Source organism: Brevibacillus sp. RS1.1, assembly GCF_013284365.1.
Lineage (GTDB): Bacteria > Bacillota > Bacilli > Brevibacillales > Brevibacillaceae > Brevibacillus > Brevibacillus brevis_D.
The window spans coordinates 361,714-385,600 of record NZ_JABSVA010000005.1 but is presented as its reverse complement, the minus strand read 5'-3'; the positions used below and the strand labels follow the sequence as shown (position 1 = coordinate 385,600).

Below are 23,887 nucleotides of genomic sequence, written 5' to 3'. Positions count from 1 at the left end.
TTAGTTAGAATTTTCCTACTCATCTACTCAAATAGATAAGGAGTGAACTCAATGAAGATGCTTTTCCAATATAACTGGCAGGTACGGGACGAGTGGATGGAATGGTGCAAGCAGCTTCCACCAGAAGAATTGCTGCGCGAGCGTACAGCTGGGGCTGGCACGATTTTGTACACCTTGTTTCACATTGCTGACGTAGAGTATAGCTGGCTTCGGGGAATACAGGGAAAGCCGGATGTTCAGGTGACATTCGAAGCGTACAAGACGCTAGAAAAAGTAAAAGAGCTATCAGATGCCTGGCGCCCAGAATTGCGTGATTTCATCGAGAGTTGGTCAGACGAGAGGGAGCGCGAATCGGTAAAGGTCGCCTGGGATGATGAAGTGTACACGAAGGGGGAGCTGCTTCGTCATGTTATCGCCCACGAGATTCATCACATGGGACAGTTGTCTGTTTGGGCGAGAGAGCTCGGAGCTCGGGATTACCCCTGTTTCCGCCAATGTCATTAGGCGTGGATTAACGCACAGGTAGCTCTAACAAACCTCGATCCAAGCTGCGCCTGTGCATAATTTTCCTCTTAACGGATCATACTCCAACTGTTTTCAATCTCGGTTGGAAGCGAATGACCCGCTTGGGAGGTCGTACATGATGTCATGGAAAAATCAATTGCTGAGAAAAAAGTCAGTTGCGCAAATGCTGGAGCAGGTGAATAAAAAAGAAAGCTCTCTCAAAAAGTCATTAGGTGCTTTTGACCTGACAATGCTGGGCATCGGTGCGATCATGGGAACAGGGATTTTTGTGCTAACGGGGGTTGCCGCAGCCTTGCACGCTGGACCGGCACTTGTTTTGTCTTTTGTTATTGCGGCACTTGCCTGTGTGTTTGCCGCACTCTGCTATGCAGAATTTGCGTCGACTGTTCCGGTGTCAGGAAGTGCCTATACATACAGCTATGCCGCATTTGGTGAGTTTGTCGCATGGATGATCGGGTGGGACTTGATTCTAGAATACGGAGTGGCTTGTGCTGCAGTGGCAAGCGGATGGTCGGGGTATGCTCAGGGATTGCTAGCCGGGTTTAACATCCACCTGCCGCATGCGCTCACGAGTGCGTTTGATGCATCGAAAGGAACAATCATTGATTTACCTGCGGTCCTCATCATTGTCATCATTTCAGCTTTATTGATGAAAGGGACGAAAGAGTCAGCGAGCTTGAATACCATCATGGTGTTAATAAAAGTAGCGGTAGTGGTCCTGTTCCTCGTCGTTGGGGTCAAGTATGTCAAGCCGGAAAACTGGAGTCCATTCATGCCGTTTGGTTTTGCGGGAGTAGCGACTGGTGCCGCAACGGTGTTTTTTGCTTTTATCGGATTTGATGCGGTGTCTTCTGCCGCCGAAGAAGTGCGCAATCCCCAGCGCGACATGCCAATTGGGATCATCTCGTCCTTACTCGTATGCATAATTTTGTACATTGCTGTTTCACTGACATTGACAGGGATTGTTCCGTACTATTTGTTAAATGTCAAAAATCCGGTCGCGTTTGCGCTCAGCTATGTCAATCAGGACTGGGTAGCAGGCTTCATTTCGTTGGGAGCCATCGTCGGAATCACGACCGTTTTGTTAGTCATGATGTACGGACAAGCCCGGATGTTTTTTGCAATGAGCCGAGATGGCTTGCTCCCTGAGCTATTCTCGCACGTACATCCCCGCACACAGGTACCGCAAAAGAGCACGCTTGTCGTAGCTGTATTAGTAGCAACCTTCAGTGGATTATTGCCCCTCTCCAGCTTGGCCCAGCTCACCAACATCGGAACGCTGTTTGCTTTTATTTTGGTCTCGGTTGGCGTGGTTGTACTGCGTCGTACACATCCGCAATTACCGAGGGCTTTTCGCGTCCCGCTTGTTCCGCTTTTTCCCTTGCTCTCGGTTCTCTTTTGCGGATATCTCGTTTTCAACCTGCCTACGCTGACCAAGTTCGGATTTCTCGGTTGGCTGTCGGTAGGAGCGATCGTCTATTTTCTTTATGGGCGCAAACACAGTCGATTGGCAACAAAAGACGACTCCTCCCAAACATAAATGGCAGGTCATCCGTTTAGGCATGTTCAACGTGAGCATGTCTTTGTTTGCTATCTGACAAAACGATCCTATTCATGGTAGAGTAAAAACAACCTAAACGACGAGGGAGGGCAGGCTATGAAGCGAAAACGAGCAGATCGACCTGGTTGGAGACGCGTGAAGCGATTGGGCTACCAGCAAAAATGGGTAGAATCTTTATCTTTCTCAGGGTATACTGTCCGCCTGACTCTGGACGAAGTAAGTGAGCCTGCCTACATGCCTGTCGGGGATCAACTACTGTGTGTGGGCGATAGAGGATATGTGTACTTGCAGTATTTTCCCCATGGCCAAGCCTATGCTGTTACGAAAATGATGGATGAGTTAGGGAATACCGTGCAGTGGTATATTGATATTTGCCGGGGGCATGGCAAGGATGAGGACGGACATATCTGGTATGACGATTTGTACCTCGACATCGTGGTACTGCCGACAGGAGAAGTATATCTGCTTGATCAGGATGAGCTCGATGAGGCATTGAAAAAAGGCGTTATCACGAGCGAGTATCATCAGTTTGCTTCTGAGACTGCTGATCTTTTATTACGAAATATTTTGTCGGGCAAACGGGATGACTTTGACTTTCCGAATTTTTTTGCATAAACGTATGGAAGAACGAAGGCGGTTGTCGCTTTCGTTCTTTTTTTGGTCGACGTACCGCATTTTGGAGTGGAGTCGGAGGCTCGGAGCTTGTCCTAGTCCAAAATAACCATATTTTTATTTCGTGTAAAAAACTGTATGTTACGCCTGAAAAATGAAATACGATTTTTATGAACAAACAAACCATGTAGGAGGAGAAGTATGAAGAGATTAGTTCAATCCTTACTCGCAGTAACACTCATGTTCAGTTTAACGCTAACCAGCAACAGCGTATCAGCAAAATCGGAGAAAGAAGAGCTTGGTGTACCGAATCAGTTCCTTGATGATGAGCAGCTAGTGGAAAATGACGCGAAATTCAAAAGTGAATACCAACTTGATAGCACGTATAATTCCGACGACCTAATCAGTTTTCCAAAGCCTGGGGATGTGTTCGTATCAGTTTCTAATCCTATTATTGCGCAGACAGATGTTCCTACAAACATTCGACCTGCGCTAACATTCCCGGTGCCAATTACTTTTGACAATGATCCGTCAACAGTAGTATCGCTCTATAAGGTTGAAGGAAAATCACCAGTCAGCGGAAAATTGGAGATTAGAAATAACACACTCTATATTCGTCCTGACAAGACTTTGGAATCCAATACGAAATATGCGATCGAGATTGACAAAGGAGCAATTGTAAGCACCATTGATTCTACTAAATCGATCGATAAGTATTTATTACAGTTTGTGACCAGCAACAACGAAGCGCCTATAGTAATCGATGTAAAGCCGTATGGAGAGGAAACAAAAGTGGATGTAGATGCGGTTATTACAATTAAGTATGATCGCGAAGTGATAAGTGGAACAAAGAAATTCCTATTAATGAATGACAATGGTGCGAAGGTTCCTGCAACTTTTACTGTCAGTAATGACACTGTAACGATCCAACCGAAAGCGCCTTTAAAAAATAATGTAGAGTACTACATAGATGTAGCCCAAGGAGCAGTAAAGGATACATCAGGGAATGAAAGCTATAAATATTTTTCCTTGTTTTCAACAGGCACCCCATCTGGTGGATGGGATGATCTAGAATTTGGTGACCTTTCAACAGAGGTTGAGTAGAAAAAGCATCTTCTTCTGACACCTCTGTTGCGACTGTTACTGGAAAGGGCAACAAGTGTATAGGGTGAAATGTTAAAGATAGAAGGGTTGTCTCTATTCCAGAGACGGCCCTTTTTTCATTCATTCCTGAATCCCTCCTACGACTTCTTTGTTTACAATCGTTACAGGGATGTTTGACTAGGTTTGAAAGGATGTCTCGCATACATGAGACAGCGGCAGTCTGGGACGAGAAAATAAAGTCCTAGACTGCCACGGATCATTACATCTCACCTGGCGTTTTCTGCCCGATGGGGGGGATATGCCGAAGCTTGATCACGGTGAGTATGGCGATAGCGATCATGAGCCCGCCGCTAACGCCCACAACAGCATGCATGCTGTCGGTAGATGCTATCTGGGCGCCATGAAGAAGTGTTGAACCAATAGGTTCGGGTAAAGCTTTAGCTGTCGTGACTGCCCCAGTAAGACTTTCGCGGGAGGCTGCGGAGGTTAACATCGTAACATCTCCCGGTATGAAGCTGGCAATTTGAGTGCGGTACACGTATGTTCCGATGCTGCCTAATACAGCAATACCCAGTGCGAATGCGAATTCACCGCTCGTTTGCAGCAAGGACGCTGCCGAACCTGCTTTTGCAGGCGGGGCTGAGCCGATAATGATATCGCTGGACAAGCTCGCAAACGGGGCGGCTCCTACATGAAAAAAGATATAACCGATGATCAGGGTTGTGAGCCCGGATCCCACCTCTACTTGAGACAGTAAAATACAACCAGTCGCCGAGACAACAAGTCCTGCCCCGATAAGGAGCGACGGTCGGACCCGCCGAGCGATGATCGGCGACAACAACATGCCTGCCATCGACGCAACAACTCCCGGAAGCATGCACATCGCTGCCGCAAGCGGCGATAGTCCTTCCACGAATTGAAGATGCTGTGCGATGAAGAACATGGAAGCACCTGTCAAAGTGATGCCGAACAAGCCGCCCAGTGCTGTGCTGAAGGCGGGGTTTGCGAATAGGCGCAAGTCCATTAGCGGACTGTCCAATCGTTGCTGCCGTCTTACGAATAACGTCCCGAAAACAACGCCAGCCACGATGGCAATGAGCGGCAAGATATGTAGACCTTGCTTAGCGATTTCCTTTAGGCCGTATATTGTCGGTAGAATGGTGCACATCGACAGCATGACGCTAGTCATATCCAAATGACCAGGTGCGGGATCCCGATATTCGGGCAGAAGATGGGTTGCAGTCAACAACAGCAGCGCCATGACTGGAACGCCGAGTAGAAAAATCGAACCCCATGAAAAATGCTCCAGCATCATCCCGCCGACTACTGGGCCAAGCGCCATGCCTCCCATGGAGCACATGAACCATATGCCTATGGCGAGGGAACGCTGCTTATGATCGCGGAACATATTGCTGATCAATGCCAGGGACGAAGGCGATACCGTTGCCCCGGCTATGCCAAGCAGCGCCCGTGCTGCAATCAGCATCCCGGAGGTGCTGGAGTAAGCAGCCAACACCGAAGCCAAACCGAATGCGGCTGCACCGAACATCAGCAGCTTACGGCGTCCGAGCCGATCTCCGAGCGAGCCCATCGTGATCAGAAACCCCGAGAGCATGAAGCCGTATATGTCCATGATCCAGAGCTGTTCCGTACTGTCAGCGCCGATAGAGATACTTATGTGAGGAAGTGCGAGAATCATGACCGACAAGTCGATTGAAACGAGCAGTGCAGGCAAGGAAAGCACGGCAAGTCCAATCCATTCGTTCAAACCGGCCTGGTGACTCGGTTCAAGCGCAGCAGCCTTCATTGGGCGTCGAGAACCTCTCCGAGCCGATCCAACATCACCTTTGTTCCGTGCTCACGCTGTTCAGGCGTATCGAGACCGTCCAGAAAAACGCCCTGCTCGGTATAGACCAAGCGTGTGCCGCCGTCTACGGAATCGAATTCGACCGTCGTCACGGAGACAGACATCCGCTTGTCTTCCATGTCCAACGTGTAAGAGTATACAATTCGCGTATTCTGAACGATTTCTTGATAGCAGGCATCGAATGTGTAAACGGGTCCCCCAGGCGGACCACCACGATTGAATTCGCGGCCGCCGACGCGGAAGTCGAATTCTTCGGCTTTAGGAAACCAACTGGCTTTGGCTGCTTGACCCGCCCATGCAGCGAATACACGAGCAGGGGAATGCTTATAGTTCCTTTCAATGACAAATGTGGAATGTTTGGCAGATCGTTCACTCACAGTCGAAACCTCCTTATCCGGGTTCTTCCGGATGCTCATCTAAATATTCACCAAGTCGGTCGAGGTGGCGATCCATACTCGATTTTCTCTCGGCGAAAAATTTCTCATGCTTCATTCTCATCGTTCGTATGATGTTCATGAAATGCTCAACGGTAAACGGTTCGTTCCTTTGCATCCGACTCGACACATTCTCAAGCTCATGCAAGAGTTTCTGCTGCATGCGGATACTTTCTTTCAGGCTGTCTATTTGAATGGAAACAATGTCCGACAGGCTGAGCTGGTCTCCGGCCATAACGGCTTTAATCTGCTCCAGCGATAGCCCCAACTCCTTTAAGGACAAAATTTGCTGTAGGCGTGAAATGTCCTTTTCGGTGTAGAGTCTGTATCCGGATGGCGAATAGCCGGATGGCGAAAACAAGCCTATCTGATCGTAAAAACGTAAAGTCCGTATCGTAATTCCCGCCATTTTCGCAAGTTCTCCGACTTTCCAATGACTTTTCATGATCAGCCCCTTTCTTGATCGCTAGCGTTTCACCGGTAATTTCACTATAAACCGTTACGTTACGTAATGGTCAAGGACCCATATGAATTTTTTGCCAGAGGGAACTTAAGCCTGCCCGTTAGCGTTTCATAACCCTAAGAGTCTAAAACTTTATGATCTCGAAAAATTTCTAAGCCCCTTCTTCCTGCTTTTTTGTTTACAATGGATAACAGATTGTTGAATTGGTTTGAAAGGATGTCGTACATGAGTAAAACAGTTGTACTGGCAGAAAAGCCTTCGGTTGGACGAGACATTGCCAAAGTATTGCAGTGTCACAAAAAAGGAAACGGCTTTTTTGAGGGAGATAAATACATTGTAACGTGGGCGCTGGGGCATTTGGTCACTCTCGCTGATCCTGAAGCGTACGGGCAGCAATTCAGCTCGTGGCGAATCGAGGATTTGCCGATTATGCCGTCCCCATTGCGCTTGGTCGTGATCAAGGAAAGCAACAGGCAATTCCAGGTCGTCAAACAACAATTGAGACGCAATGATGTCGGGCAGATCGTCATTGCGACGGATGCAGGACGTGAAGGAGAGCTCGTAGCCCGGTGGATTCTCGAGCTGGTTCACGTGAATAAACCAATCAAGCGTCTGTGGATTTCCTCGGTGACAGATAAGGCAATCCGTGAGGGCTTCCGCAATCTGAAGGACGGCAAAAACTATGAAAACTTGTTTGCCTCCGCGGCTGCTCGTGCAGAAGCCGACTGGCTCGTTGGAATCAATGCTACCCGGGCCTTGACGTGCAGGCATAACGCCCAGCTTTCATGCGGTCGTGTCCAGACGCCAACACTCGCCATTGTGGCAACGCGAGAAGAGGAGATTCGTCGTTTTACGCCCAAGCCATTTTACGGACTGTCTGCGGTGGCCCAAGGTCCGATTCAGCTCCAATGGCAGGATCAGCAAACGAGGGATTTCAAAACCTTTTCCAAGGAAAAGGCTGATCAGCTAATAGCCGCTCTCAAACAGGAGAAAAATGCAGAGGTTATCGAGATTACTCGTGCGCACAAAAAGACGTATGCTCCACAGCTGTACGATTTGACGGAGCTGCAACGGGATGCCAACCGGATGTTTGGCTATTCGCCAAAGCAGACATTGTCCATCATGCAAGGGCTATATGAGCATCACAAGGCAGTGACCTATCCACGGACGGACTCGCGCTATCTCTCTGCTGATATCGTCGAGACGCTGCCGGATCGAATCAAGGCTGTCCAGATGAAGCCATATGCGCCCCTCGCCGCAAGAATCCTGCGTGCGCCGATCAAAGCGAACAAATCGTTCGTGGATGACAGCAAAGTATCTGACCACCATGCGATTATCCCGACAGAGCAAGCTGTTTTTCTCGGTGATTTGAGCGATAAGGAACGCAAGATTTTCGACCTCATCGTGAAGCGTTTCCTGGCCGTTTTGCTGCCTGCCTTCGAATACGAGCAAACGACCATCCAGGCGAAAATCGGGAATGAAACATTCCTGGCAAAAGGAAAAACCGTGCTCTCCCAAGGCTGGAGAGAGGCGTATGACCACGATGTAGAAGAAGACGATGCGAAGGACGGCGTAAAGGAACAAATCCTTCCTTCTCTTGCCAAAGGAGATCGCTTGCAAATCCAGTCAATATCCCAGACCAAGGGCGAGACGAAGCCGCCAGAGCCTTTCACAGAAGCGAGTCTGCTATCTGCGATGGAAAACCCGGCGAAATACATGGCAAACGAGAGCAAGGATTTGATCAAAACGATTGGGGAAACAGGCGGACTTGGTACGGTAGCAACCCGCGCAGATGTGATTGAGAAGCTGTTCAACAGCTTTTTGCTAGAGAAGCGAGGCAAGCATATTTTTGTCACCGCAAAAGCCAAGCAATTGCTAGAGCTTGTCCCAGATGAAATGCAATCGCCGACCTTGACCGCCCAATGGGAGCAAAAGCTCGGTGCCATTGCCAAGGGAAGCTTGAACAAGCGAGCGTTTATCGAAGAGATGAAAACGTACGCCAAAGAAGTCGTCCAGCAGATCAAGAACAGCGATCAGACTTTCCGGCACGACAACCTGACCAGAAGCAGGTGCCCGGAGTGCAATAAGTTTTTGCTGGAGGTAAACGGAAAGCGCGGCAAAATGCAGGTGTGCCAGGATCGGGAATGCGGCTATCGCAAAAGCATTGCCAAGCAAACCAATGCCAGATGTCCAAAATGCCACAAAAGATTGGAGCTGCGCGGAGAAGGGGAAGGGCAAACCTTTGTCTGCGGTTGTGGGCACAAGGAAAAACTGAAGACCTTCCAGGAGCGTCGCGACAAGGAAAAGGGCAGCAAGGTTTCGAAGAAAGAAGTATCCAAGTATTTAAAGGGGCAAGACAAGGAGCAGGACGAAGGAATCAACTCAGCGTTGAAAGACGCACTGTCCAAATTAAAGTTCGACTAAATAGGCATGAAACAAAAGGCGGCCGACCATTCAAGTCAGCCGCCTCCTTCTATTTACTTTTTCTCCAGAATAGCGAAGTAATTTTCTTCATCGTCTGCGAAGTTAAAAACACGGCCCGAAGGCATCGTGACAATGTCTCCAACCTTCACATTTTTATTCATAAGGTCGTTACGCAATTCCTCGATATTTTCCGAAAAGAACAGGAGCGAAGGAGTGCCAAGATTCATTCCGGGCGACATTTTCGCTACGAATTCCTTATTGTGCAGAACGATGCTTGTTTCAGCACCTTGTGCGGGAGCAATTTCAATCCATCTCATTTCACCGTTCTTCTCTTCTGAAACCACACGAAACCCTAGTTTTTCGGTCCAAAAGTTCACTGCTTGATCCTGGTTATTGACATACAACATGATTTGACCGACTTTGCTAATCATCATAGACATGTTCCACTCCCTACATGGTAGTTTATAACCCGATGCTCCTAATCCTTTCCATCGCGACGGTATCTGATACCCGATGCTAACGGACGTGGTCTCGCTTGTCTTCATCCTAACATGAATAATCAGACAGGATTTCTTTTCAATTGCGCATTGTAGAAAAAGGAATTGCATTTCGTAAAAGAGGAGCATATACTCACAATTAAAAGTGAGTAATCACTCGCTATTCTAAAAAGCTCATCTCGAGTCTGATTCTGTGACTTGTTTTTTTACTCATAAAAAGAAAGTGATTACTCACTACATTACGTAGGTAGGGGGAAGCGTTTATGAAACCAGTTGTTCGCTCCATTTGTATCGGAGGACTCTTACTGGCTTTGTCAGGCTGCAATTGGACAGCAGAAAATCATTCGTCTCTGTCTGGCACAATCGAGGCCATCGAGCTGCCGATCGTAGCTGAAGTAGGCGGATTGGTGACAAACGTTACGGCAGAAGAGGGAGATACAGTAAAAAAAGGACAAGTGCTGGCCCAAATCGATAAACGAAGCTACCAAATGACTGTGGCAGAAGCACAGGCAGCATTGGACCAAGCGACAGCCAAACTAGAAGAGGCGAGAGCGGGTTCACGCGATACGACAATCCAAAGAAGCATAGCCAACGTCCAGCAAGCAAATGCGAATATCCAACTGGCCCAAGCGAGAAAAAAACAGGCAGAAGCAGGAAAAGCACGTGCTGCTGACCAGATGACGCAGGCAGAATCGCAATGGCAGGGGGCGCAGCAGACCCTTTTGTATCAACAAAAACGACTCGAGGAAGCAACAGCGCTCTTTGAAAAAGGAGCGATCTCTGCCAAAGACCTCGACACGCAAAAAGAAGCAGTGAATCAGGCAAAAACGCAGGCAGATCAATGGGCGGCACAAGTAGCGCAGACACAGGCACAGTACCATTCTGCACAAGAAGACATCGCCGCTACTGTGGCCCAAATCGGTACAGCACAAGCCGCGCAAGCCGCAGCGCAGGCAGATCTCGACCAGGTGAAGGAAGGAAGTACTGATTATGCGATTCGGGCACTGCTCGCCGCCCAGCAGCAGGCGAAAGCGAAACTGGATCAAGCCTTATTGCAGTTGGAAAAGTCCAAGATTACGGCAACCGACGACGGTACTCTCTTGCGCTCCTCTATCGAACAGGGGGAAGTAGCAAAAACAGGTGCCACCTTGTTTACGATGATGAAGTCAGATCAGCTTGAGCTCGTCGTGTACATCCCGGAAGCACAATTGAATCGGGTGAAAAAAGGGCAAAAGGTTGGCATCAAGGTGGATGCCTATCCGGAAGAGACGTTTACAGGAACGATCAGTCGCATCTCGGAAAAAGCAGAATTCACGCCGAAGAATGTACAAACACCTGATGAACGCACCAAGCTTGTGTTCGCAGTTACGATACACATCACAGATGGACTCGACAAAATCAAACCAGGTATGCCTGCCGATGTGCTGCTGGCAGACGAGGAGGGAGGTCAATGAACGCCGCTATCCAATGCGAGCAGTTGACGAAGCGTTTTGGAGATCGAGTAGCTGTGAACAGCTTGACGCTGACAGTTCCGCGAGGTTCGATTTACGGTTTTTTGGGTCCGAATGGCTCAGGGAAATCGACCACAATCCGGATGCTTTGTGGTTTGCTAACCCCGACGACGGGAAAGGGGACGGTTCTTGGCTTCGATGTCATGACACAGAGCGAGGAAATTAAGCAGCGGATCGGGTATATGTCCCAAAAGTTCAGCCTGTATGAAGATTTGACGGTGGAGGAGAATCTCGATTTTTATGCCGGGGTTTACCGATTAGGTGCAGCAGAACGCAAGGAGCGGAAAGCGGAACTGATTGAGATGGCAGGCCTGACAGGCAGGGAAAAGCAGCTTGCGGGATCGCTGTCAGGGGGATGGAAGCAACGCCTCGCGCTCTCCTGCGCTCTTTTGCACAAGCCGGAGCTGTTGATTTTGGACGAACCGACAGCAGGAGTCGATCCTGTTTCCCGCCGGATTTTTTGGGACGTGATTCATGAGCTGGCGAGACAGGGGATCACCGTGCTGGTAACTACACACTACATGGATGAGGCGCAGACTTGCGATTGGATCGGCTTTATCTTTTTCGGCAATTTGTTGGCGGAAGGCACTCCACAAGCGTTGATCGATCGGATGGGAGCAGGCAATCTGGAGGATGTCTTCATCGAGCTGGTTAGGCGGGAGGAAGCCAGACAGGCGGCGGAGGAGGGAGTCCGATGAGGCATTTTGTCTGGGAGCGTTACTGGTCTGTCGTGAAAAAGGAAGTCATCCAAATCAAACGGGATCGTCCCAGTTTAGCGATTGCGCTGGTCATGCCGCTGATGCTGTTGTTTTTGTTCGGATATGCTGTCAATACAGACGTGAATGACATCCAGATGGCCGTCTGGAATCAAAGCCCTTCTGCTGCCAGTCGAGAGCTGGTAGATCAGTTCGTCCATACGCATGTATTCGAGGTGGCAGCCCATGTAAATAGCTACAAGGAGATCGAAGCCATGCTAGACGATGGCTCCGTAAATGTAGCGCTCATTATCGGACCTGACTACACCCGCAAGCGTGATCGCAACGAGCCAGTAGACGTGCAAATGCTCATTAATGGCTCCGATCCGAATATTGCCCGTACTGCGACCTCTCAAGCGCAGTTGATCGTCCAGTATCAGGCGATCACGTTGCAGGAAATGAAGCTGCAAAAACAAGGCTTGGGGGAGCTAGAACAGCCACTCGGGTTGGATACACGCGTGCTGTTTAACCCTAATATGGAGAGTATCGTCTTCAATATTCCCGGCTTGATCGGTTTGATTATGCAAAACGTCACGATGATTCTGACGGCGTTTTCCCTCGTACGAGAGAAGGAGCGGGGAACGATGGAACAGTTAATCGTGACGCCGATACGCCCATTGGAGCTGATGCTCGGCAAAATTACCCCCTATGTAGGTGTAGGTCTCTTCTCGTTTTGTCTGGTGCTATTGGTTGGAACGTATTGGTTCGGAGTCCCGGTCAAAGGCAGCATTTCGCTTTTGGTGACTTTGTCTGTCTTGTTTTTGGTGACGACGCTTCTCTTGGGCATTTTCATTTCTACGGTGGCAAAGACCCAGCTTCAAGCGATGCAAATGGCATTCGCCTTTATCCTGCCTAGCGTGCTTCTCTCCGGCTTTATGTTCCCGCGCGATTCGATGCCGCTCGTGATACAATGGTTAGGCGGGCTCGTCCCGTTGACCTATTTTCTGGAAATCCTGCGGGGAATTTTCTTAAAGGGCGTGGGCATCGATGCGCTCTGGAAGGATGTCGTCGGAATGAGCAGCTTTTGTCTCTTGATCCTGACCGTCGCTATCCTGCGATTCCGCAAGAAGATCGAATAAGAGGAGCGTAATGGGTGATGAACAAGCCGCCAACATTTGTAGAAGGCCTGTTGCAATATGTAGAAGAGTTGAAAGATGAGAGTGAGATGACGGAGAAGCAGCGCAATATTTTGCGTGCATCAGTGAAGCTGTTCGCTGAAAAAGGCTTCCATGCCAGCTCCACCTCTGAAATTGCCAAAGAAGCAGGAGTGGCAGAGGGAACGATTTTTCGCCACTATAAATCGAAAAAGGATATTTTACTTGCCGTCGTTGCACCTGTATTGGTCAAATTCGCGGCGCCGTTTATCTTGAAAGATGTCCGTGAGATCTTCAAAGAGCAGAATCATAAAACATTCTCCCAAATCGTGACAGAGCTGTACCGAAACCGGATCGATTTGGTGCTGGCGAATGAAAAGCATATTCGGATTTTGCTGCAAGAAGCTTTTTTCCATGACGAAATCAGGGAAGCACTGATCGCTACCGTTTTCACGGGTGTGAAGGAGATGGCAAACAAGCTGATCGAAGCAAAGGTAGAGGTCGGCGAATTGCGTCCGCTCCCGACACAGGCTGTCTTTCGGGCGATCCTGTCCTCGATGATCGGGCTCGTTTTGTTCCGGCAAGTTTTGGATACCGATGAATTTACGCAGTTCAGCGACGACGAGCAAATCGCCCTGACCGTAGATATTTTGCTAAACGGGATTGGAAATCACTCTATCTAAAAATTTTTATCGATAAGTGAACATTTTTCTCTCTATTTGGGTATAGAAATCCCTTCTGGGAATGGTATAATTGCAAACAACTTTTTGCTGTTTTTTGGAGGAGAGTAAACCATGCAATTGTTATCAGAGAGAGAATGGCTCGCGTATCGAGAGAAAAACAAAGATCGTGCGCGCATGCTGATTTCTTGCCCGGATCGCGCGGGTATCGTCGCGGCGGTGTCGAACTTCTTGTTCCAACAAGGAGCCAACATCGTTCAATCTGACCAGTACACGACCGATCCGGAAACAGGCCGGTTCTTTATGCGCATTGAATTCGATCTCATCAATCTGGACGAGCGCTGCGAAGAGATCAAGCAAGCATTCAGCCCAGTAGCCGAGAGCTTTGGCATGGACTGGTCGTTGGTCGAAGCAAACAAGCGCAAAAAGGTTGCGTTGTTTGTTTCCAAAGAGGATCACTGTCTTTTGGAGCTCTTGTGGCGCTGGAAGTCCGGGGAGCTGTTCGCGGATATCGCGGTTGTCGTCAGCAACCATCCTGACATGCAGGAGACTGTCGAGTCCTTCGGTATTCCGTATCGTTGCATTCCAGTCACGAAGGATAACAAGCCGCAGGCAGAAGAAGAGCAGATTGCAGCAGCAGAGGGCGTCGATCTGATCGTGCTGGCACGCTACATGCAGATTTTGTCCCCGCGCTTTTTGGAGGACTACGCGATGCGGATTATCAATATCCACCATTCCTTTCTCCCAGCTTTTGTCGGAGCGAAGCCATACGAGCAGGCGTATCGTCGCGGCGTAAAGCTGATCGGAGCGACTGCGCATTACGTCACGGAAGAGCTGGACGCAGGACCGATTATCGAGCAAGACGTTCAACGTGTATCGCATCAGGAAGACGTCGAGACACTGAAGCAGCTGGGGCGTCAGGTAGAGCGTACGGTGCTGGCACGTGCAGTTCGTTGGCATCTGGAGGATCGGGTGCTGGTGTACGGTAACAAGACGATTGTGTTCCCATAAGCAATGCGCATAAGAAGAGGCCTTCCTTTTGAGGAAAAGCCTCTTCTTTTGTTTTGCTTCGCCATAGTTTCAAGTCAGTTTCTCACGCTTCACCATCTCCAGAAACTGAGCAACAACAGGCCGCTGATCTGTCTCATCGTCACGCGTGCAGACATACAAGGGACGCTTGATCTCTACCCCTGGTACAGTTACCCGACCAACCTCACCACGCTCTACCATTTCCCTAACGGCCAGAGCAGGAGCCAGCATCGTCCCATATCCCGCGCGAACGGAGTGGATTGACTCGACCAGACCGTGATACTGCATACCGACCTGTGGACGTTTTACACCATGCTCGCGACAGAGGGCAAAAAGCCAATCGCGGGTAGAACTGCCTTGCTCGCGTAGCAAAAACGGTTCCTCCACGAGCTGCTCCATACGGATCTCTTTTCCTGCAAGCGGATGATGGGCAGGCAAAATAAACCAATAGGACACATCCGTCAAATGAATCCGCGTAATAGGCAGCTCATCCCACGATTCCTTGATAATAACAGCCACATCGACCTCACAGCTAAGAAGCAGTTCAATGGATTGCATGGAATTACGCGTGCGAATTTCCACATCGACTCCTTCGTATTCGCGCTTGTACTGAGCCAGCCACTGTGGCACGAGATAATGGGAGGGGAGATAGGTCGAAGAAATCCTTAGCCGTCCTTTCTTTCCTTGTTTGATTTCTGTCAGCTGTGATTCGATTTCGCGTTCCCAGTCGTAAATGCGGCGTGCTTTTTCAAAAAGAAAGCGCCCCTCATAGGTAAGAGAAATGCCGCGACCATCCGGGATGAGCAAGGTCATGTCCAATTCATTTTCAAGCTTGCGGATTTGGGCACTTACGGCAGGCTGGCTGATCGAGAGTGCGATTGCTGCTTCGGTGACACTGCCTCGTGACGCTACTTCTACGAAAATGCGGAGAGCATGTAGGTTCATCCTGTACCTCGATTCATAACTTTTGTTTATGAGTAATAGAGAAAGATGTATTAGAAATGATGAGTGATTGCGCGTAAGGTATAACTCAGAAAGATGTAAAAACGGGTAGAGAGAAGGATCATGAAATGAGAGAAGTCAGTGGAAAGACACAAGTCGTGGCAGTCGCACTGGTGACAGCATTATGCATGATAGGGGATTCGATGCTGTATGTGGCGCTTCCTCTTTTCTGGAAGGAGGCAGGATTAACATCGCTGTGGGAAGTGGGGGTATTGCTTGCGGTGAACCGTTTCATCCGTGTACCACTCGGCCCACTTGTTGGAAAATGGTATGAGCGCTCGGGCGGACGCGCGGGTTTGATTGTGGCAGTGGTGCTGGCTTTTCTGACGACACTTTCGTACAGCTTGGAAGGCTTTTGGCTGTGGCTTGTGATGCGATGCTTGTGGGGAGTTGCTTGGACATTTTTAAGATTGGGTGCATTTTCCCTGATCGTGGGTGTTTCCGAAAGGCATAATCGCGGGCAGCTCATGGGCTTGTACAACGGACTGTATCGATTGGGCAGTCTTGGCGGCATGCTGGTCGGAGCGCTGCTAGCTTCTTGGTACGGGCTTTCTGTTGCCTCCATCGCACTTGCGATGCCTTCCTTGTTAGCATTCATTCTTATTTTTCGCTATATACGTCCTTCCTTTACCAGTCAGCATCCGAAAGACGTGAAGCAGATGGATACAGGAAAACGCTTGTGGAGTCAGGCGCAGGTGCTGTTGACGCTGATGACGGGATTGCTCGTCACGATGGTGTACCAGGGGGTGTTTACCTCCACGCTAAGTAGAGTGATCGAAGTACGTGAACCGCTCATCATGATTGGCGGAGTCGTGCTGGGGGCAGCAGTGATTGCGAGTGTGATCCAAGGCATTCGCTGGGGGTGGGAGCCATGGGCTGCCCCATTGGTAGGCAAATTGTCGGACAGGCATGGTCGGACGAATCTATTCATAGGGACGTTGCTTGTTGCTGCCGTTTTGTTTGCCACGTTGCAAGCAACGTCTTCGCTTGTGTTATGGTTTGCAATTTTATTTTGCATCCAGTTGACTGCGACAATTATCACAACCGTGATGGATATTCTTGCGGCAGATGAAGCTGCGAGGCAGGCCAACAGCCAAGGGGTAATGACACAGTATTCAGTTGTAAGCGATCTAGGGGCGGCGCTGGGGCCGCTCCTTGCTTTCTGGCTGGATGAACTCGTAGGTCTTGGTCTGGTGTACATCGGTATAGCGATGATCTTGTTTCTGGTTGGTCTTGTATGGCTGTGGCGACCAAAGCTGATCAAGATGGAAAGCGCTTCTTGATGGTTGTCATGACGTGAGCAATGGCCGCCTCCTTGTCCGGACCATGCAGCAGCATATGGTTCGAATGCTCGTACCAGGTGATTTGCGGGGAGGCAGATTCGTCTACACTGGTTGCGAGTATTTGGGCGCTTACGGCGTGTACAGTATCGTCTCGCCTTGCTTGCAGCAGGACGTAAGGGGTCGTAATCTGAGGCAGAAGCGGCTTCGTTTCTGCCAGCAGCCTGCGAAATTGCAGCATGCTGCTAATAGGGATTCTGCCGATGCCATGGATGTAGCGTTTGGAGTGGGTAGAGAAATCCTCACGCAAATAGTGCACCGCCTCTTTGACATCCCAATATTTATAAGGGGTGTTGATGGTAATTAGCAGGGCTACAGGGTATTTCGTCGTTAAATGAAAGGCGAGCAGCCCCCCCATGGAAAATCCGATGACCACGATGGTGTCAGCGCGCATGGACAGTCGCTTGTAGCCTTCTTCTGCCGAGCGAAGCCAGTCGTGGCGGGTGCTTTTTGCCATGTGTCGACGAGTAGTCCCATGTCCCTCCAAGGTAGGGCATTCCACCTGATAGCCAGCCTCGCGGAGCTTTTTGGCGAGTGGGAGTATATCGTTGATGTCTCCGGCAAATCCATGGATGAGTAAGCATCCGACTGTTCCTGACATGGAATCTCTTCCTCTCAGATACTGGGAAATTTGATGGATCATCCATATTATATACGAAAAGGTGAGAAGGAGGCGACAACGCAAGTGTTCCCACACCAAGCAAAAAAGGAAAGAAAAAGCGACTCCACGCAGCTGCGATGAAGTCGGCTATTTACTAACGGGGTTCTGTCCCTGAAAAAAAGGTTACAGCCCAATTGTTTTCAGTTCTGGAGAGATAAGCAGCGTAGGTTGCGTGCAGGCTTGGATATCTTCCACTGTATAGCCTTCTGCTACTTCGACGAGGACGAGCCCGTCTGGCGTCACGTCCATGACAGCTCTGTCTGTAATGATACGGTTGACAACCTTCTTGCCGGTAAGGGGCAGAGCACATTCATTCAGGATTTTTGTTTCACCATGCTTGTTGACATGATCCATGATGACGACGATTTTTTTCGCGCCGTGGACGAGATCCATGGCACCGCCCATGCCCTTGACCATTTTTCCAGGAATCATCCAGTTTGCGAGATCACCCGCAGCAGAAACCTCCATCGCCCCCAAGATAGCGAGGTCGATATGGCCGCCGCGAATCATCGCAAACGATTCAGCACTGGAGAAGTAGGCAGCACCTGGAATAGCGGTAACGGTTTCTTTTCCGGCGTTGATGAGATCAGGATCGAGGTTTTCCTCCGTCGGGTAAGGGCCAATTCCGAGCAAGCCGTTTTCCGATTGCAGAACGACCGTTTTTCCTTCCGGGATGTAGTTGGCGACGAGCGTGGGCATTCCGATCCCCAAGTTTACGTAAAAGCCATCTTCTATTTCCCCGGCGGCACGAGTGGCGATTTGCTCACGTGTAAGCGACATCTGTGTTTTCCTCCCTTGAATGTAATCCAATTCTCTCTGTTGCTCTCTATGAGCGGACTGTGCGTCGTTCGATGCGTTTCTCGAACGATGGTGCCTGTATCACACGTTGCACATAAACACTTGGTGCGTGAATATGCTCAGGGTCTAGTTCACCTGTCTCTACGATTTCTTCTACTTCGACGATGGTGATTTTTCCGGCTGCTGCCATCATCGGATTGAAGTTTTGGGCTGTTTTGCGGAAGACGAGATTGCCCATCTTGTCAGCCTTCCACGCCTTGATCAGTGCGAAATCCCCCGTGATACCATACTCAAGCAGATACTCTTTCCCTGCGAAATCGCGCGTTTCTCGGCCTTCAGCGATAGGTGTGCCGACTCCGGCTGGGGTATAGAATGCCGGAATGCCAGCTCCACCTGCACGAATTCTTTCCGCCAGCGTCCCTTGTGGCGTCAACTCGACTTCGAGCTCACCGGACAAAAATTGACGCTCGAATTCCTTATTTTCACCCACATAAGAGGAAACCATTTTTTTGATTTGCTTTTCACGTAAAAGGAGACCGAGTCCCCATTCATCTACCCCACAGTTATTTGAGACAACTGTCAAGTTTTTCACTGCTTTGTCTCGCAGGGCGATAATCAGATTTTCCGGAATTCCTACCAATCCGAAGCCGCCCACTAATAAAGTGGCACCATCGTGAATATCAGCCACGATGTCCGTGTAAGAAGTGTAAATTTTGGCCATGACGATCACTCCCACCATGAAAAAATAAAGGATTTTTGTAAGCGTTAACAATAAGGGCGATGCAGTGCCCCGTTTTCCTGCCCTTCTATCATACTAGATGCGAGTTACAAACAAGTGACGAGACATTTGGATTATAAAAAATAATGTAAAATGACAGAAAAGTAGTACAACTATACCATTTTTTTCTGTAAAATATATTTTGTCAATATTCGTCGTTTTTTTGGTCAGTATAGGAAGACTCGAGGGGAAATGTGGGGTTGCAGGAATGAAAAATACGAATAAATGGATAAGTCTCACGGTTGTGGTCCTGCTGCTCGTAGGGTGCGAAAAGCTAAATGAGGATGTCTCAAGTCTGAAACGGACGAGAGAAGAAACGGATATCAAGCTGAAAACGGTAAGTGCGTATACCGTGGAGAGTGGCAAGGATGAGCGACTGATGGAAGTAGCAGGTGTAGTGGCACCGCGTCAGGAGCTGGCTTTATCGTTTGGCGCCTCAGGCAAAATCTCAGGCATTCTCGTTGAAAAAGGAGCCATTGTCAAGGCAGGACAGACATTGGCGACATTAGACGGAACGGCCTTGCAGCAAGGAATTCATGCGGCCCAAGGACAGGTAGCAAGTGCTGCGATTAAGCGGGAAAAGGCCGCCAAGGGACCGGAGAGTCATGAGGTGCAAACCAAGAAGCTACAGGTAGAAAAAGCGCGAGAACAGATGCAAAAAGCTCGCGAAGAGCTCTCCAAAGCAGAGATTTTGTATGCGAATGGAGCCATCTCGAAGGATGACAAAGACAAGCTGGCCTCTGCACTGCGACAGGCCGAGCTGAGTCTGGAAGAAGAACAAGTGGCGTACAACAACCTGCTGAAGGGCGCCGATCCACTGGATATCGAAGAAGCGAATGCAAGTATCCAGCAGGCCAATGTTCAATTGAGCCGAGCGAAGCAGGAAGCAGCTGATGCGGTGATCAAAGCTCCTTTTACAGGTGTGGTTGCAGCGATCTCCAAGACAGCGTCGGAGCAAGCTGGACCTGGAACAGAGGTCATTCGAATGGTCGATACGAGCTCATGGCTTGTCAAGCTACATATAGAAAGGGAGCAAATCGCCCATTGGCAGGCAGGGAAAGTCGTAAAGGTGAAGGCTCCGGACGGCAGTGAAGCAGAAGGAAAAGTGACGTTTGTCTCACCTGTTATGGATACCAGCTTGGGATCTTATCCCGTCGAGGTGACCGTAGACGGCAAGAAAGTAGCGTGGAAGGGTGGCATGACTGTTACTTGTCAGTATCCGCTGCCAGCGTCAGACGTTGCGCTCGTTCCTGTTAGCAGCATCGGTGTCTCTGATGAAGAATATTACGTCATGAAAATCAATGAACATTCAGTGGAAAAGACGTTTGTCAAAGTGGGAGCATTGCAAGGAACCTTCTATGAGGTAGTGGAAGGTCTTGAGCCTGGTGACCAGATTGTCGCTGCAGGTTTGTCGTATGTAGTGGATGGTGAGGCGGTGAAGGTGGCGGATGAATAACAAGACATTTTTAGCGACGGTCCCCTCCTTTGCCCGCATTCTGGCGGTCATTTGCTGTCTACTTGCGGTAGGAGCTTGGTTCGGGCTGGATATCAAGACTTTTCCGGATCGGTCTGTGCCTGAATATACAATCAGTCTCTCGGCACCCAAGCTCTCTTCTGCGGAAGTAGATGAATCGGTCGCGAGAAAAGTAGAGGAATCAGTACGTTCATTAGGCAGTGTGCTTACGATTGCTACGGAATCTCGGACGGGATCGGCGGTTATCACTGTAAAAACATCAGAACAAATCGGTTCGGATTACAAGGAACGGTTGGATAAGAAGCTGGGAGAGATCACGAAGAAGCTACCCGTGCAGGAGTGGAGCATCAGTCAAAGCAATTTGGCAAATAACAAAATTGGTTTTTATGTCCTGTACGGCACGGACTTGCAGGCCTTGTCTGACGTTGCTCAAAATACGGTCTACGACAAACTGATCAATCTGCCAGGAATCGCTCGCATCGAAATGGACAAGCAAGCCTTGAAGGAGCAGGTAGATATCATTTTCCGACCGTCCATGCTACTCGCCTACGGGCTCACACCTGCTGATGTTCTGTCCCAGCTGCCGACAGATGTGGTTGGAGAAGAGGTAGGCTCTGTTGGAGCAGATAAGGATCGAACCAGGATTCAATGGACGAGTAAATCGGAAGGGCTGCAAGATCTGGGTAAGCACTTGATCTCCACCGATAAAGGATACGTGCCATTACATACGTTGGCTGACATTCGTGATCGACGCGGGAGCAAAGGCGAACAAATCGGGATGTATCGAGGTTCGCCTGCCTTAGGAATCACAGTGTACGCAGCAGATGTCGGGCAATTGCCTGTTATCAGCAAGCAAGTAAAGGAAGCAGTTGGTGAGTTGAATCAGGCTTCAGGCGGAAAATACCGTCTCGATTTGTTTCATGACGACGCGCAGACAATCACCGCTGCATTGAGACAACTTGGAATATTGGCGGCTCTAACCGCTGTCATCTGTTCACTCTTTTTGTACCTGACCCGAAAACAATGGGCAGGGGCTGTACTCGCGCTTTTGGCAAACGTTCTCGCGGTCGGCAGTGTTCTTGGGGGCATGTGGCTTTGGGGAATCCCATTGACGCTCTCTACACTTGGGCCACTTGTGTTGTTTTCGCTATTGTTCACAGGAGCAGGCTCTGCGTTGTTTCATCGGTTTTCAGGGTTGCCCTCGTACTCGTTTGTTCGTTGTTTGCAAGTGGCGTGGGGGTTGATGAAGCCGTTTTTGCTTACGGTTGTGGTAGTGGCAGCCTGTTGGACAGGTGTCGTTTTCACTGATTTCCTCAAGGCAGAAGACAAGGTTGTCTTGTACGATGCCTGGCCAGTACTTTTGCTGGGGACATTTGCTCTTATTCTTATCTATGGGTTTATCACGCCGGTACTGACAGGAACGTGGCTAGAAGCTTCCGTACGAATAGAGGAGGAAACGCCACGGGCTTCCAATAAAGTGACAAGTTATTTTCAAGATCGCTGGAAACGACTGGTGGAACAGGGGTATTTGCCCTATGGAATCACACTGGTTGCCTCGCTTGTCTTTGTCTTTTTGCTCAAGTCGTTTATTCTTGTTGATCCCTACGCAAAGCTTGATTATGGCAACAAGACGCTTTCATTGCCAATGGTGCAGGGAAGCAGCATCGATGAGGCCATGCGGGCAGCACAAATAGCTGAGGAGCGTTTACTCGCCATTGACGAAGTCCGAGATGTCTACACGATTGCCTCCGAAGAAAACCTGAGCTTTCAACTAAAGCTCGTGGATAAATACGATTGGACGCAATCAGTCTCTGAGCTGGAAAAAGTACTGGACAAAGAGCTGCGAGATATCCCTCAGACAGATCCGTTTGCGCTGGTCATTAATAAAGATAAGGCAACTCGTCTCGTGTTGACGATCATGGGACCATCCTTGCAAACGACGCAGAACATTGCCAATGAAGTATTGGCATTCATGGAAAAGCAGACTGCGAAGGATAAAGAGGGGCGAGAACTTGTAACCGATGAAAGAATCGGGCCAGGTGCAGAGGGGACCTTAATCGACATTCGTCCGAAACAAGAGATGCTGGCACGCTACCGGATTACGCAGGAGGAGATCAAGAGACAGCTGGAGAGCTATTTGGGAGAAAAAACAGCTGGCAGTGTCTATTGGAACGAGCGTCAGGTACCTATCCACGTCCGATTTCCTGACGGGTGGATGGACTATCCGGATCAGGTGAAACATATTTTGATTCGAACATCACAAGGTAATGTGCGATTATCTGAGCTGGTAGATTGGTCGATCGGCAGCGAACCGCCCGTTTATCAACGGGAAGATGGACTGTATGTCTTCAAGGTAAGCAGTGCCGTCTCAGACCCAAGTCGAATTGAGCTGTGGTCTTATATCATCCCTTCTTCCATGCAAGAAAAGGTGGAGATACCCGAAGGCTACACGGTATATAACGACGATGAACTGAAGAAATTGGAGGAGACAAAGCTCAATAAGGTTGATTGGAGCAATCGGGTCTTGACGATTGGCAGTCTGGTTGCCCTCGTACTTATCATGAGCTTGCTTTTGCAACGCAGAACACGCGACGGATTATTTGTCCTCGTTCTCTTGCCAGTCTTGTCTGGAGGCTTTGCGCTGGGATTGCTGTGGTTGGATCGACCTATGAACATTATGAGCTTCTATGGTATGGTGGCTGCCATTGCCGTCATCGTTTTGCAGGCACTTCTTACGATGGATGAGCTGCACAAGGCCCAAGCCGAACAAGAGCGAGTTTGGGACAGTACCAAGCTGGGGGCCAAAAGAATCATGGCCAATCAAGCGGGGATATATTTCGCGATCGCGTTAGCCAGCCTTCCACTTGCTGGGGGCTTGGGTGAAGGAAATGATTCGTTTGCGTCCTTTGCCAGCGTATTGTTGTTTGGCATTCTAATGGGGGCTTTTGTCACCATGGCACTTCTTCCCGGTATGCAGTATGCAGCTATGCAAAGACAGGCTGCCCATTCTGAAATGTCCTTGCCGATCCTCGCTCGTCATTTGCGGATATGGTGGGAAAACAACCAAGTACGTCGCCGCGATTTCAAAGAAAGAAAACAGGAACAGGCCCGCTCACCCAAAACAGAGCAAGCCGAAGCCTCGAATCACAATTCCCGGGACTATGTCCCTGTACAAGAGGACTTCCTGCCTCTTTCTTCTTCTCCACATGACGCCAACCGCTAAAATAGGTTGGCGTTTTTTATTTTCAATCGTTCACGTAGCTGTAACCAACGTACCA

The 23,887-nt window shown here is 49.4% G+C and carries 20 protein-coding genes and 1 pseudogene; 13 read left to right on the top strand and 8 right to left on the bottom strand.

The window, feature by feature from the left end; translation table 11 throughout:
* Window positions 1-51 precede the first annotated feature (51 nt).
* From HP570_RS19065 to HP570_RS19050, 4 genes and pseudogenes are all read left to right on the top strand, one after another.
* Window positions 52-526: pseudogene (locus tag HP570_RS19065) on the top strand (DinB family protein).
* Window positions 527-643: 117 nt separating this feature from the next.
* Entirely contained in the window at window positions 644-2,065 is a 1,422-nt protein-coding gene (bcaP, locus tag HP570_RS19060; RefSeq protein WP_305852631.1) for a branched-chain amino acid transporter BcaP, read from the top strand.
* Between the two features lie 117 nt (window positions 2,066-2,182).
* Window positions 2,183-2,701: a ribonuclease FAU-1 family protein gene (locus tag HP570_RS19055; protein ID WP_173626759.1), complete on the top strand. Its 519-nt coding sequence runs from the start codon at window positions 2,183-2,185 to the stop codon at window positions 2,699-2,701.
* Between the two features lie 198 nt (window positions 2,702-2,899).
* Window positions 2,900-3,802: an Ig-like domain-containing domain gene (locus HP570_RS19050; protein ID WP_173626758.1), complete on the top strand. Its 903-nt coding sequence runs from the start codon at window positions 2,900-2,902 to the stop codon at window positions 3,800-3,802.
* Window positions 3,803-4,061: 259 nt separating this feature from the next.
* On the opposite strand, the gene HP570_RS19045 is transcribed toward HP570_RS19050, so the two are convergent.
* From HP570_RS19045 to HP570_RS19035, 3 genes are read right to left on the bottom strand one after another with little or no spacing between them, the layout of a single operon-like run.
* On the bottom strand, window positions 4,062-5,609 hold the full coding sequence (locus HP570_RS19045) for an MFS transporter (RefSeq protein ID WP_173626757.1): 1,548 nt from the start codon (window positions 5,607-5,609) through the stop codon (window positions 4,062-4,064).
* Window positions 5,606-6,046 (bottom strand): SRPBCC family protein, encoded by a 441-nt coding sequence (locus tag HP570_RS19040; protein WP_173626756.1) that lies wholly within the window; start codon window positions 6,044-6,046, stop codon window positions 5,606-5,608. Before HP570_RS19040 ends, HP570_RS19045 begins: the two co-directional genes overlap by 4 nt.
* Before the next feature lie 13 nt (window positions 6,047-6,059).
* Window positions 6,060-6,548, bottom strand: a complete 489-nt coding sequence (locus HP570_RS19035; protein ID WP_007728132.1) for a MerR family transcriptional regulator — start codon at window positions 6,546-6,548, stop codon at window positions 6,060-6,062.
* 243 nt (window positions 6,549-6,791) lie between these two features.
* Here HP570_RS19035 and HP570_RS19030 point away from each other — a divergent pair, with 243 nt between their 5' ends.
* Window positions 6,792-8,990, top strand: a complete 2,199-nt coding sequence (locus tag HP570_RS19030) for a DNA topoisomerase III (RefSeq protein WP_173626755.1) — start codon at window positions 6,792-6,794, stop codon at window positions 8,988-8,990.
* 53 nt (window positions 8,991-9,043) lie between these two features.
* On the opposite strand, the gene HP570_RS19025 is transcribed toward HP570_RS19030, so the two are convergent.
* Complete coding sequence (locus HP570_RS19025; protein WP_064201642.1) at window positions 9,044-9,421, bottom strand: VOC family protein; 378 nt, start codon at window positions 9,419-9,421, stop codon at window positions 9,044-9,046.
* Window positions 9,422-9,750: 329 nt separating this feature from the next.
* Between HP570_RS19025 and HP570_RS19020 the strand changes: the two genes are divergently transcribed.
* From HP570_RS19020 to purU, 5 genes are all read left to right on the top strand, one after another.
* Entirely contained in the window at window positions 9,751-10,941 is a 1,191-nt protein-coding gene (locus tag HP570_RS19020) for an HlyD family secretion protein (RefSeq protein WP_173626754.1), read from the top strand.
* Window positions 10,938-11,696 (top strand): ABC transporter ATP-binding protein, encoded by a 759-nt coding sequence (locus HP570_RS19015; protein WP_173626753.1) that lies wholly within the window; start codon window positions 10,938-10,940, stop codon window positions 11,694-11,696. The genes HP570_RS19020 and HP570_RS19015 overlap by 4 nt, the downstream gene beginning before the upstream one ends.
* Window positions 11,693-12,832, top strand: coding sequence for an ABC transporter permease (locus tag HP570_RS19010; protein WP_173626752.1), 1,140 nt, complete (start codon window positions 11,693-11,695; stop codon window positions 12,830-12,832). The genes HP570_RS19015 and HP570_RS19010 overlap by 4 nt, the downstream gene beginning before the upstream one ends.
* Window positions 12,833-12,849: 17 nt before the next feature.
* On the top strand, window positions 12,850-13,530 hold the full coding sequence (locus HP570_RS19005) for a TetR/AcrR family transcriptional regulator (RefSeq protein ID WP_016742878.1): 681 nt from the start codon (window positions 12,850-12,852) through the stop codon (window positions 13,528-13,530).
* A gap of 111 nt (window positions 13,531-13,641) precedes the next feature.
* Complete coding sequence (gene purU, locus HP570_RS19000; RefSeq protein ID WP_173626751.1) at window positions 13,642-14,538, top strand: formyltetrahydrofolate deformylase; 897 nt, start codon at window positions 13,642-13,644, stop codon at window positions 14,536-14,538.
* A gap of 69 nt (window positions 14,539-14,607) precedes the next feature.
* On the opposite strand, the gene HP570_RS18995 is transcribed toward purU, so the two are convergent.
* Entirely contained in the window at window positions 14,608-15,501 is an 894-nt protein-coding gene (locus HP570_RS18995) for a LysR family transcriptional regulator (RefSeq protein ID WP_173626750.1), read from the bottom strand.
* 125 nt (window positions 15,502-15,626) lie between these two features.
* On the opposite strand from HP570_RS18995, the gene HP570_RS18990 reads away from it, so the two are divergent.
* The gene (locus tag HP570_RS18990; RefSeq protein ID WP_173626749.1) at window positions 15,627-16,841 is read left to right on the top strand and encodes an MFS transporter; all 1,215 of its coding nucleotides are present in this window, start codon (window positions 15,627-15,629) and stop codon (window positions 16,839-16,841) included.
* Here HP570_RS18990 and HP570_RS18985 read toward each other — a convergent pair.
* From HP570_RS18985 to HP570_RS18975, 3 genes are all read right to left on the bottom strand, one after another.
* Window positions 16,819-17,583, bottom strand: coding sequence for an alpha/beta hydrolase (locus HP570_RS18985; protein WP_173626748.1), 765 nt, complete (start codon window positions 17,581-17,583; stop codon window positions 16,819-16,821). The two genes, HP570_RS18990 and HP570_RS18985, sit on opposite strands and share 23 nt — an antisense overlap.
* Before the next feature lie 99 nt (window positions 17,584-17,682).
* The gene (locus HP570_RS18980; protein ID WP_015893186.1) at window positions 17,683-18,339 is read right to left on the bottom strand and encodes a CoA transferase subunit B; all 657 of its coding nucleotides are present in this window, start codon (window positions 18,337-18,339) and stop codon (window positions 17,683-17,685) included.
* A gap of 46 nt (window positions 18,340-18,385) precedes the next feature.
* Window positions 18,386-19,078 (bottom strand): CoA transferase subunit A, encoded by a 693-nt coding sequence (locus tag HP570_RS18975; protein WP_173626747.1) that lies wholly within the window; start codon window positions 19,076-19,078, stop codon window positions 18,386-18,388.
* Between the two features lie 265 nt (window positions 19,079-19,343).
* Here HP570_RS18975 and HP570_RS18970 point away from each other — a divergent pair, with 265 nt between their 5' ends.
* Window positions 19,344-20,591, top strand: a complete 1,248-nt coding sequence (locus tag HP570_RS18970) for an efflux RND transporter periplasmic adaptor subunit (protein WP_173626746.1) — start codon at window positions 19,344-19,346, stop codon at window positions 20,589-20,591.
* A complete protein-coding gene (locus HP570_RS18965) occupies window positions 20,584-23,832 on the top strand; it encodes an efflux RND transporter permease subunit (protein WP_173626745.1) in 3,249 nt (1,082 codons plus the stop codon). Before HP570_RS18970 ends, HP570_RS18965 begins: the two co-directional genes overlap by 8 nt.
* Window positions 23,833-23,887 lie beyond the last annotated feature (55 nt).

What these genes read in the sequence shown, in the direction of transcription:
- bcaP (WP_305852631.1), top strand. Translation starts at nt 644, where the DNA reads ATGTCATGGAAAAATCAATTGCTGAGAAAAAAGTCAGTTGCGCAAATG.
- HP570_RS19055 (WP_173626759.1), top strand. Translation starts at nt 2,183, where the DNA reads ATGAAGCGAAAACGAGCAGATCGACCTGGTTGGAGACGCGTGAAGCGA.
- HP570_RS19050 (WP_173626758.1), top strand. Translation starts at nt 2,900, where the DNA reads ATGAAGAGATTAGTTCAATCCTTACTCGCAGTAACACTCATGTTCAGT.
- HP570_RS19045 (WP_173626757.1), bottom strand. Translation starts at nt 5,609, where the DNA reads ATGAAGGCTGCTGCGCTTGAACCGAGTCACCAGGCCGGTTTGAACGAA.
- HP570_RS19035 (WP_007728132.1), bottom strand. Translation starts at nt 6,548, where the DNA reads ATGAAAAGTCATTGGAAAGTCGGAGAACTTGCGAAAATGGCGGGAATT.
- HP570_RS19030 (WP_173626755.1), top strand. Translation starts at nt 6,792, where the DNA reads ATGAGTAAAACAGTTGTACTGGCAGAAAAGCCTTCGGTTGGACGAGAC.
- HP570_RS19025 (WP_064201642.1), bottom strand. Translation starts at nt 9,421, where the DNA reads ATGATTAGCAAAGTCGGTCAAATCATGTTGTATGTCAATAACCAGGAT.
- HP570_RS19020 (WP_173626754.1), top strand. Translation starts at nt 9,751, where the DNA reads ATGAAACCAGTTGTTCGCTCCATTTGTATCGGAGGACTCTTACTGGCT.
- HP570_RS19015 (WP_173626753.1), top strand. Translation starts at nt 10,938, where the DNA reads ATGAACGCCGCTATCCAATGCGAGCAGTTGACGAAGCGTTTTGGAGAT.
- HP570_RS19010 (WP_173626752.1), top strand. Translation starts at nt 11,693, where the DNA reads ATGAGGCATTTTGTCTGGGAGCGTTACTGGTCTGTCGTGAAAAAGGAA.
- HP570_RS19005 (WP_016742878.1), top strand. Translation starts at nt 12,850, where the DNA reads ATGAACAAGCCGCCAACATTTGTAGAAGGCCTGTTGCAATATGTAGAA.
- purU (WP_173626751.1), top strand. Translation starts at nt 13,642, where the DNA reads ATGCAATTGTTATCAGAGAGAGAATGGCTCGCGTATCGAGAGAAAAAC.
- HP570_RS18995 (WP_173626750.1), bottom strand. Translation starts at nt 15,501, where the DNA reads ATGAACCTACATGCTCTCCGCATTTTCGTAGAAGTAGCGTCACGAGGC.
- HP570_RS18990 (WP_173626749.1), top strand. Translation starts at nt 15,627, where the DNA reads ATGAGAGAAGTCAGTGGAAAGACACAAGTCGTGGCAGTCGCACTGGTG.
- HP570_RS18980 (WP_015893186.1), bottom strand. Translation starts at nt 18,339, where the DNA reads ATGTCGCTTACACGTGAGCAAATCGCCACTCGTGCCGCCGGGGAAATA.
- HP570_RS18975 (WP_173626747.1), bottom strand. Translation starts at nt 19,078, where the DNA reads ATGGCCAAAATTTACACTTCTTACACGGACATCGTGGCTGATATTCAC.
- HP570_RS18970 (WP_173626746.1), top strand. Translation starts at nt 19,344, where the DNA reads ATGAAAAATACGAATAAATGGATAAGTCTCACGGTTGTGGTCCTGCTG.
- HP570_RS18965 (WP_173626745.1), top strand. Translation starts at nt 20,584, where the DNA reads ATGAATAACAAGACATTTTTAGCGACGGTCCCCTCCTTTGCCCGCATT.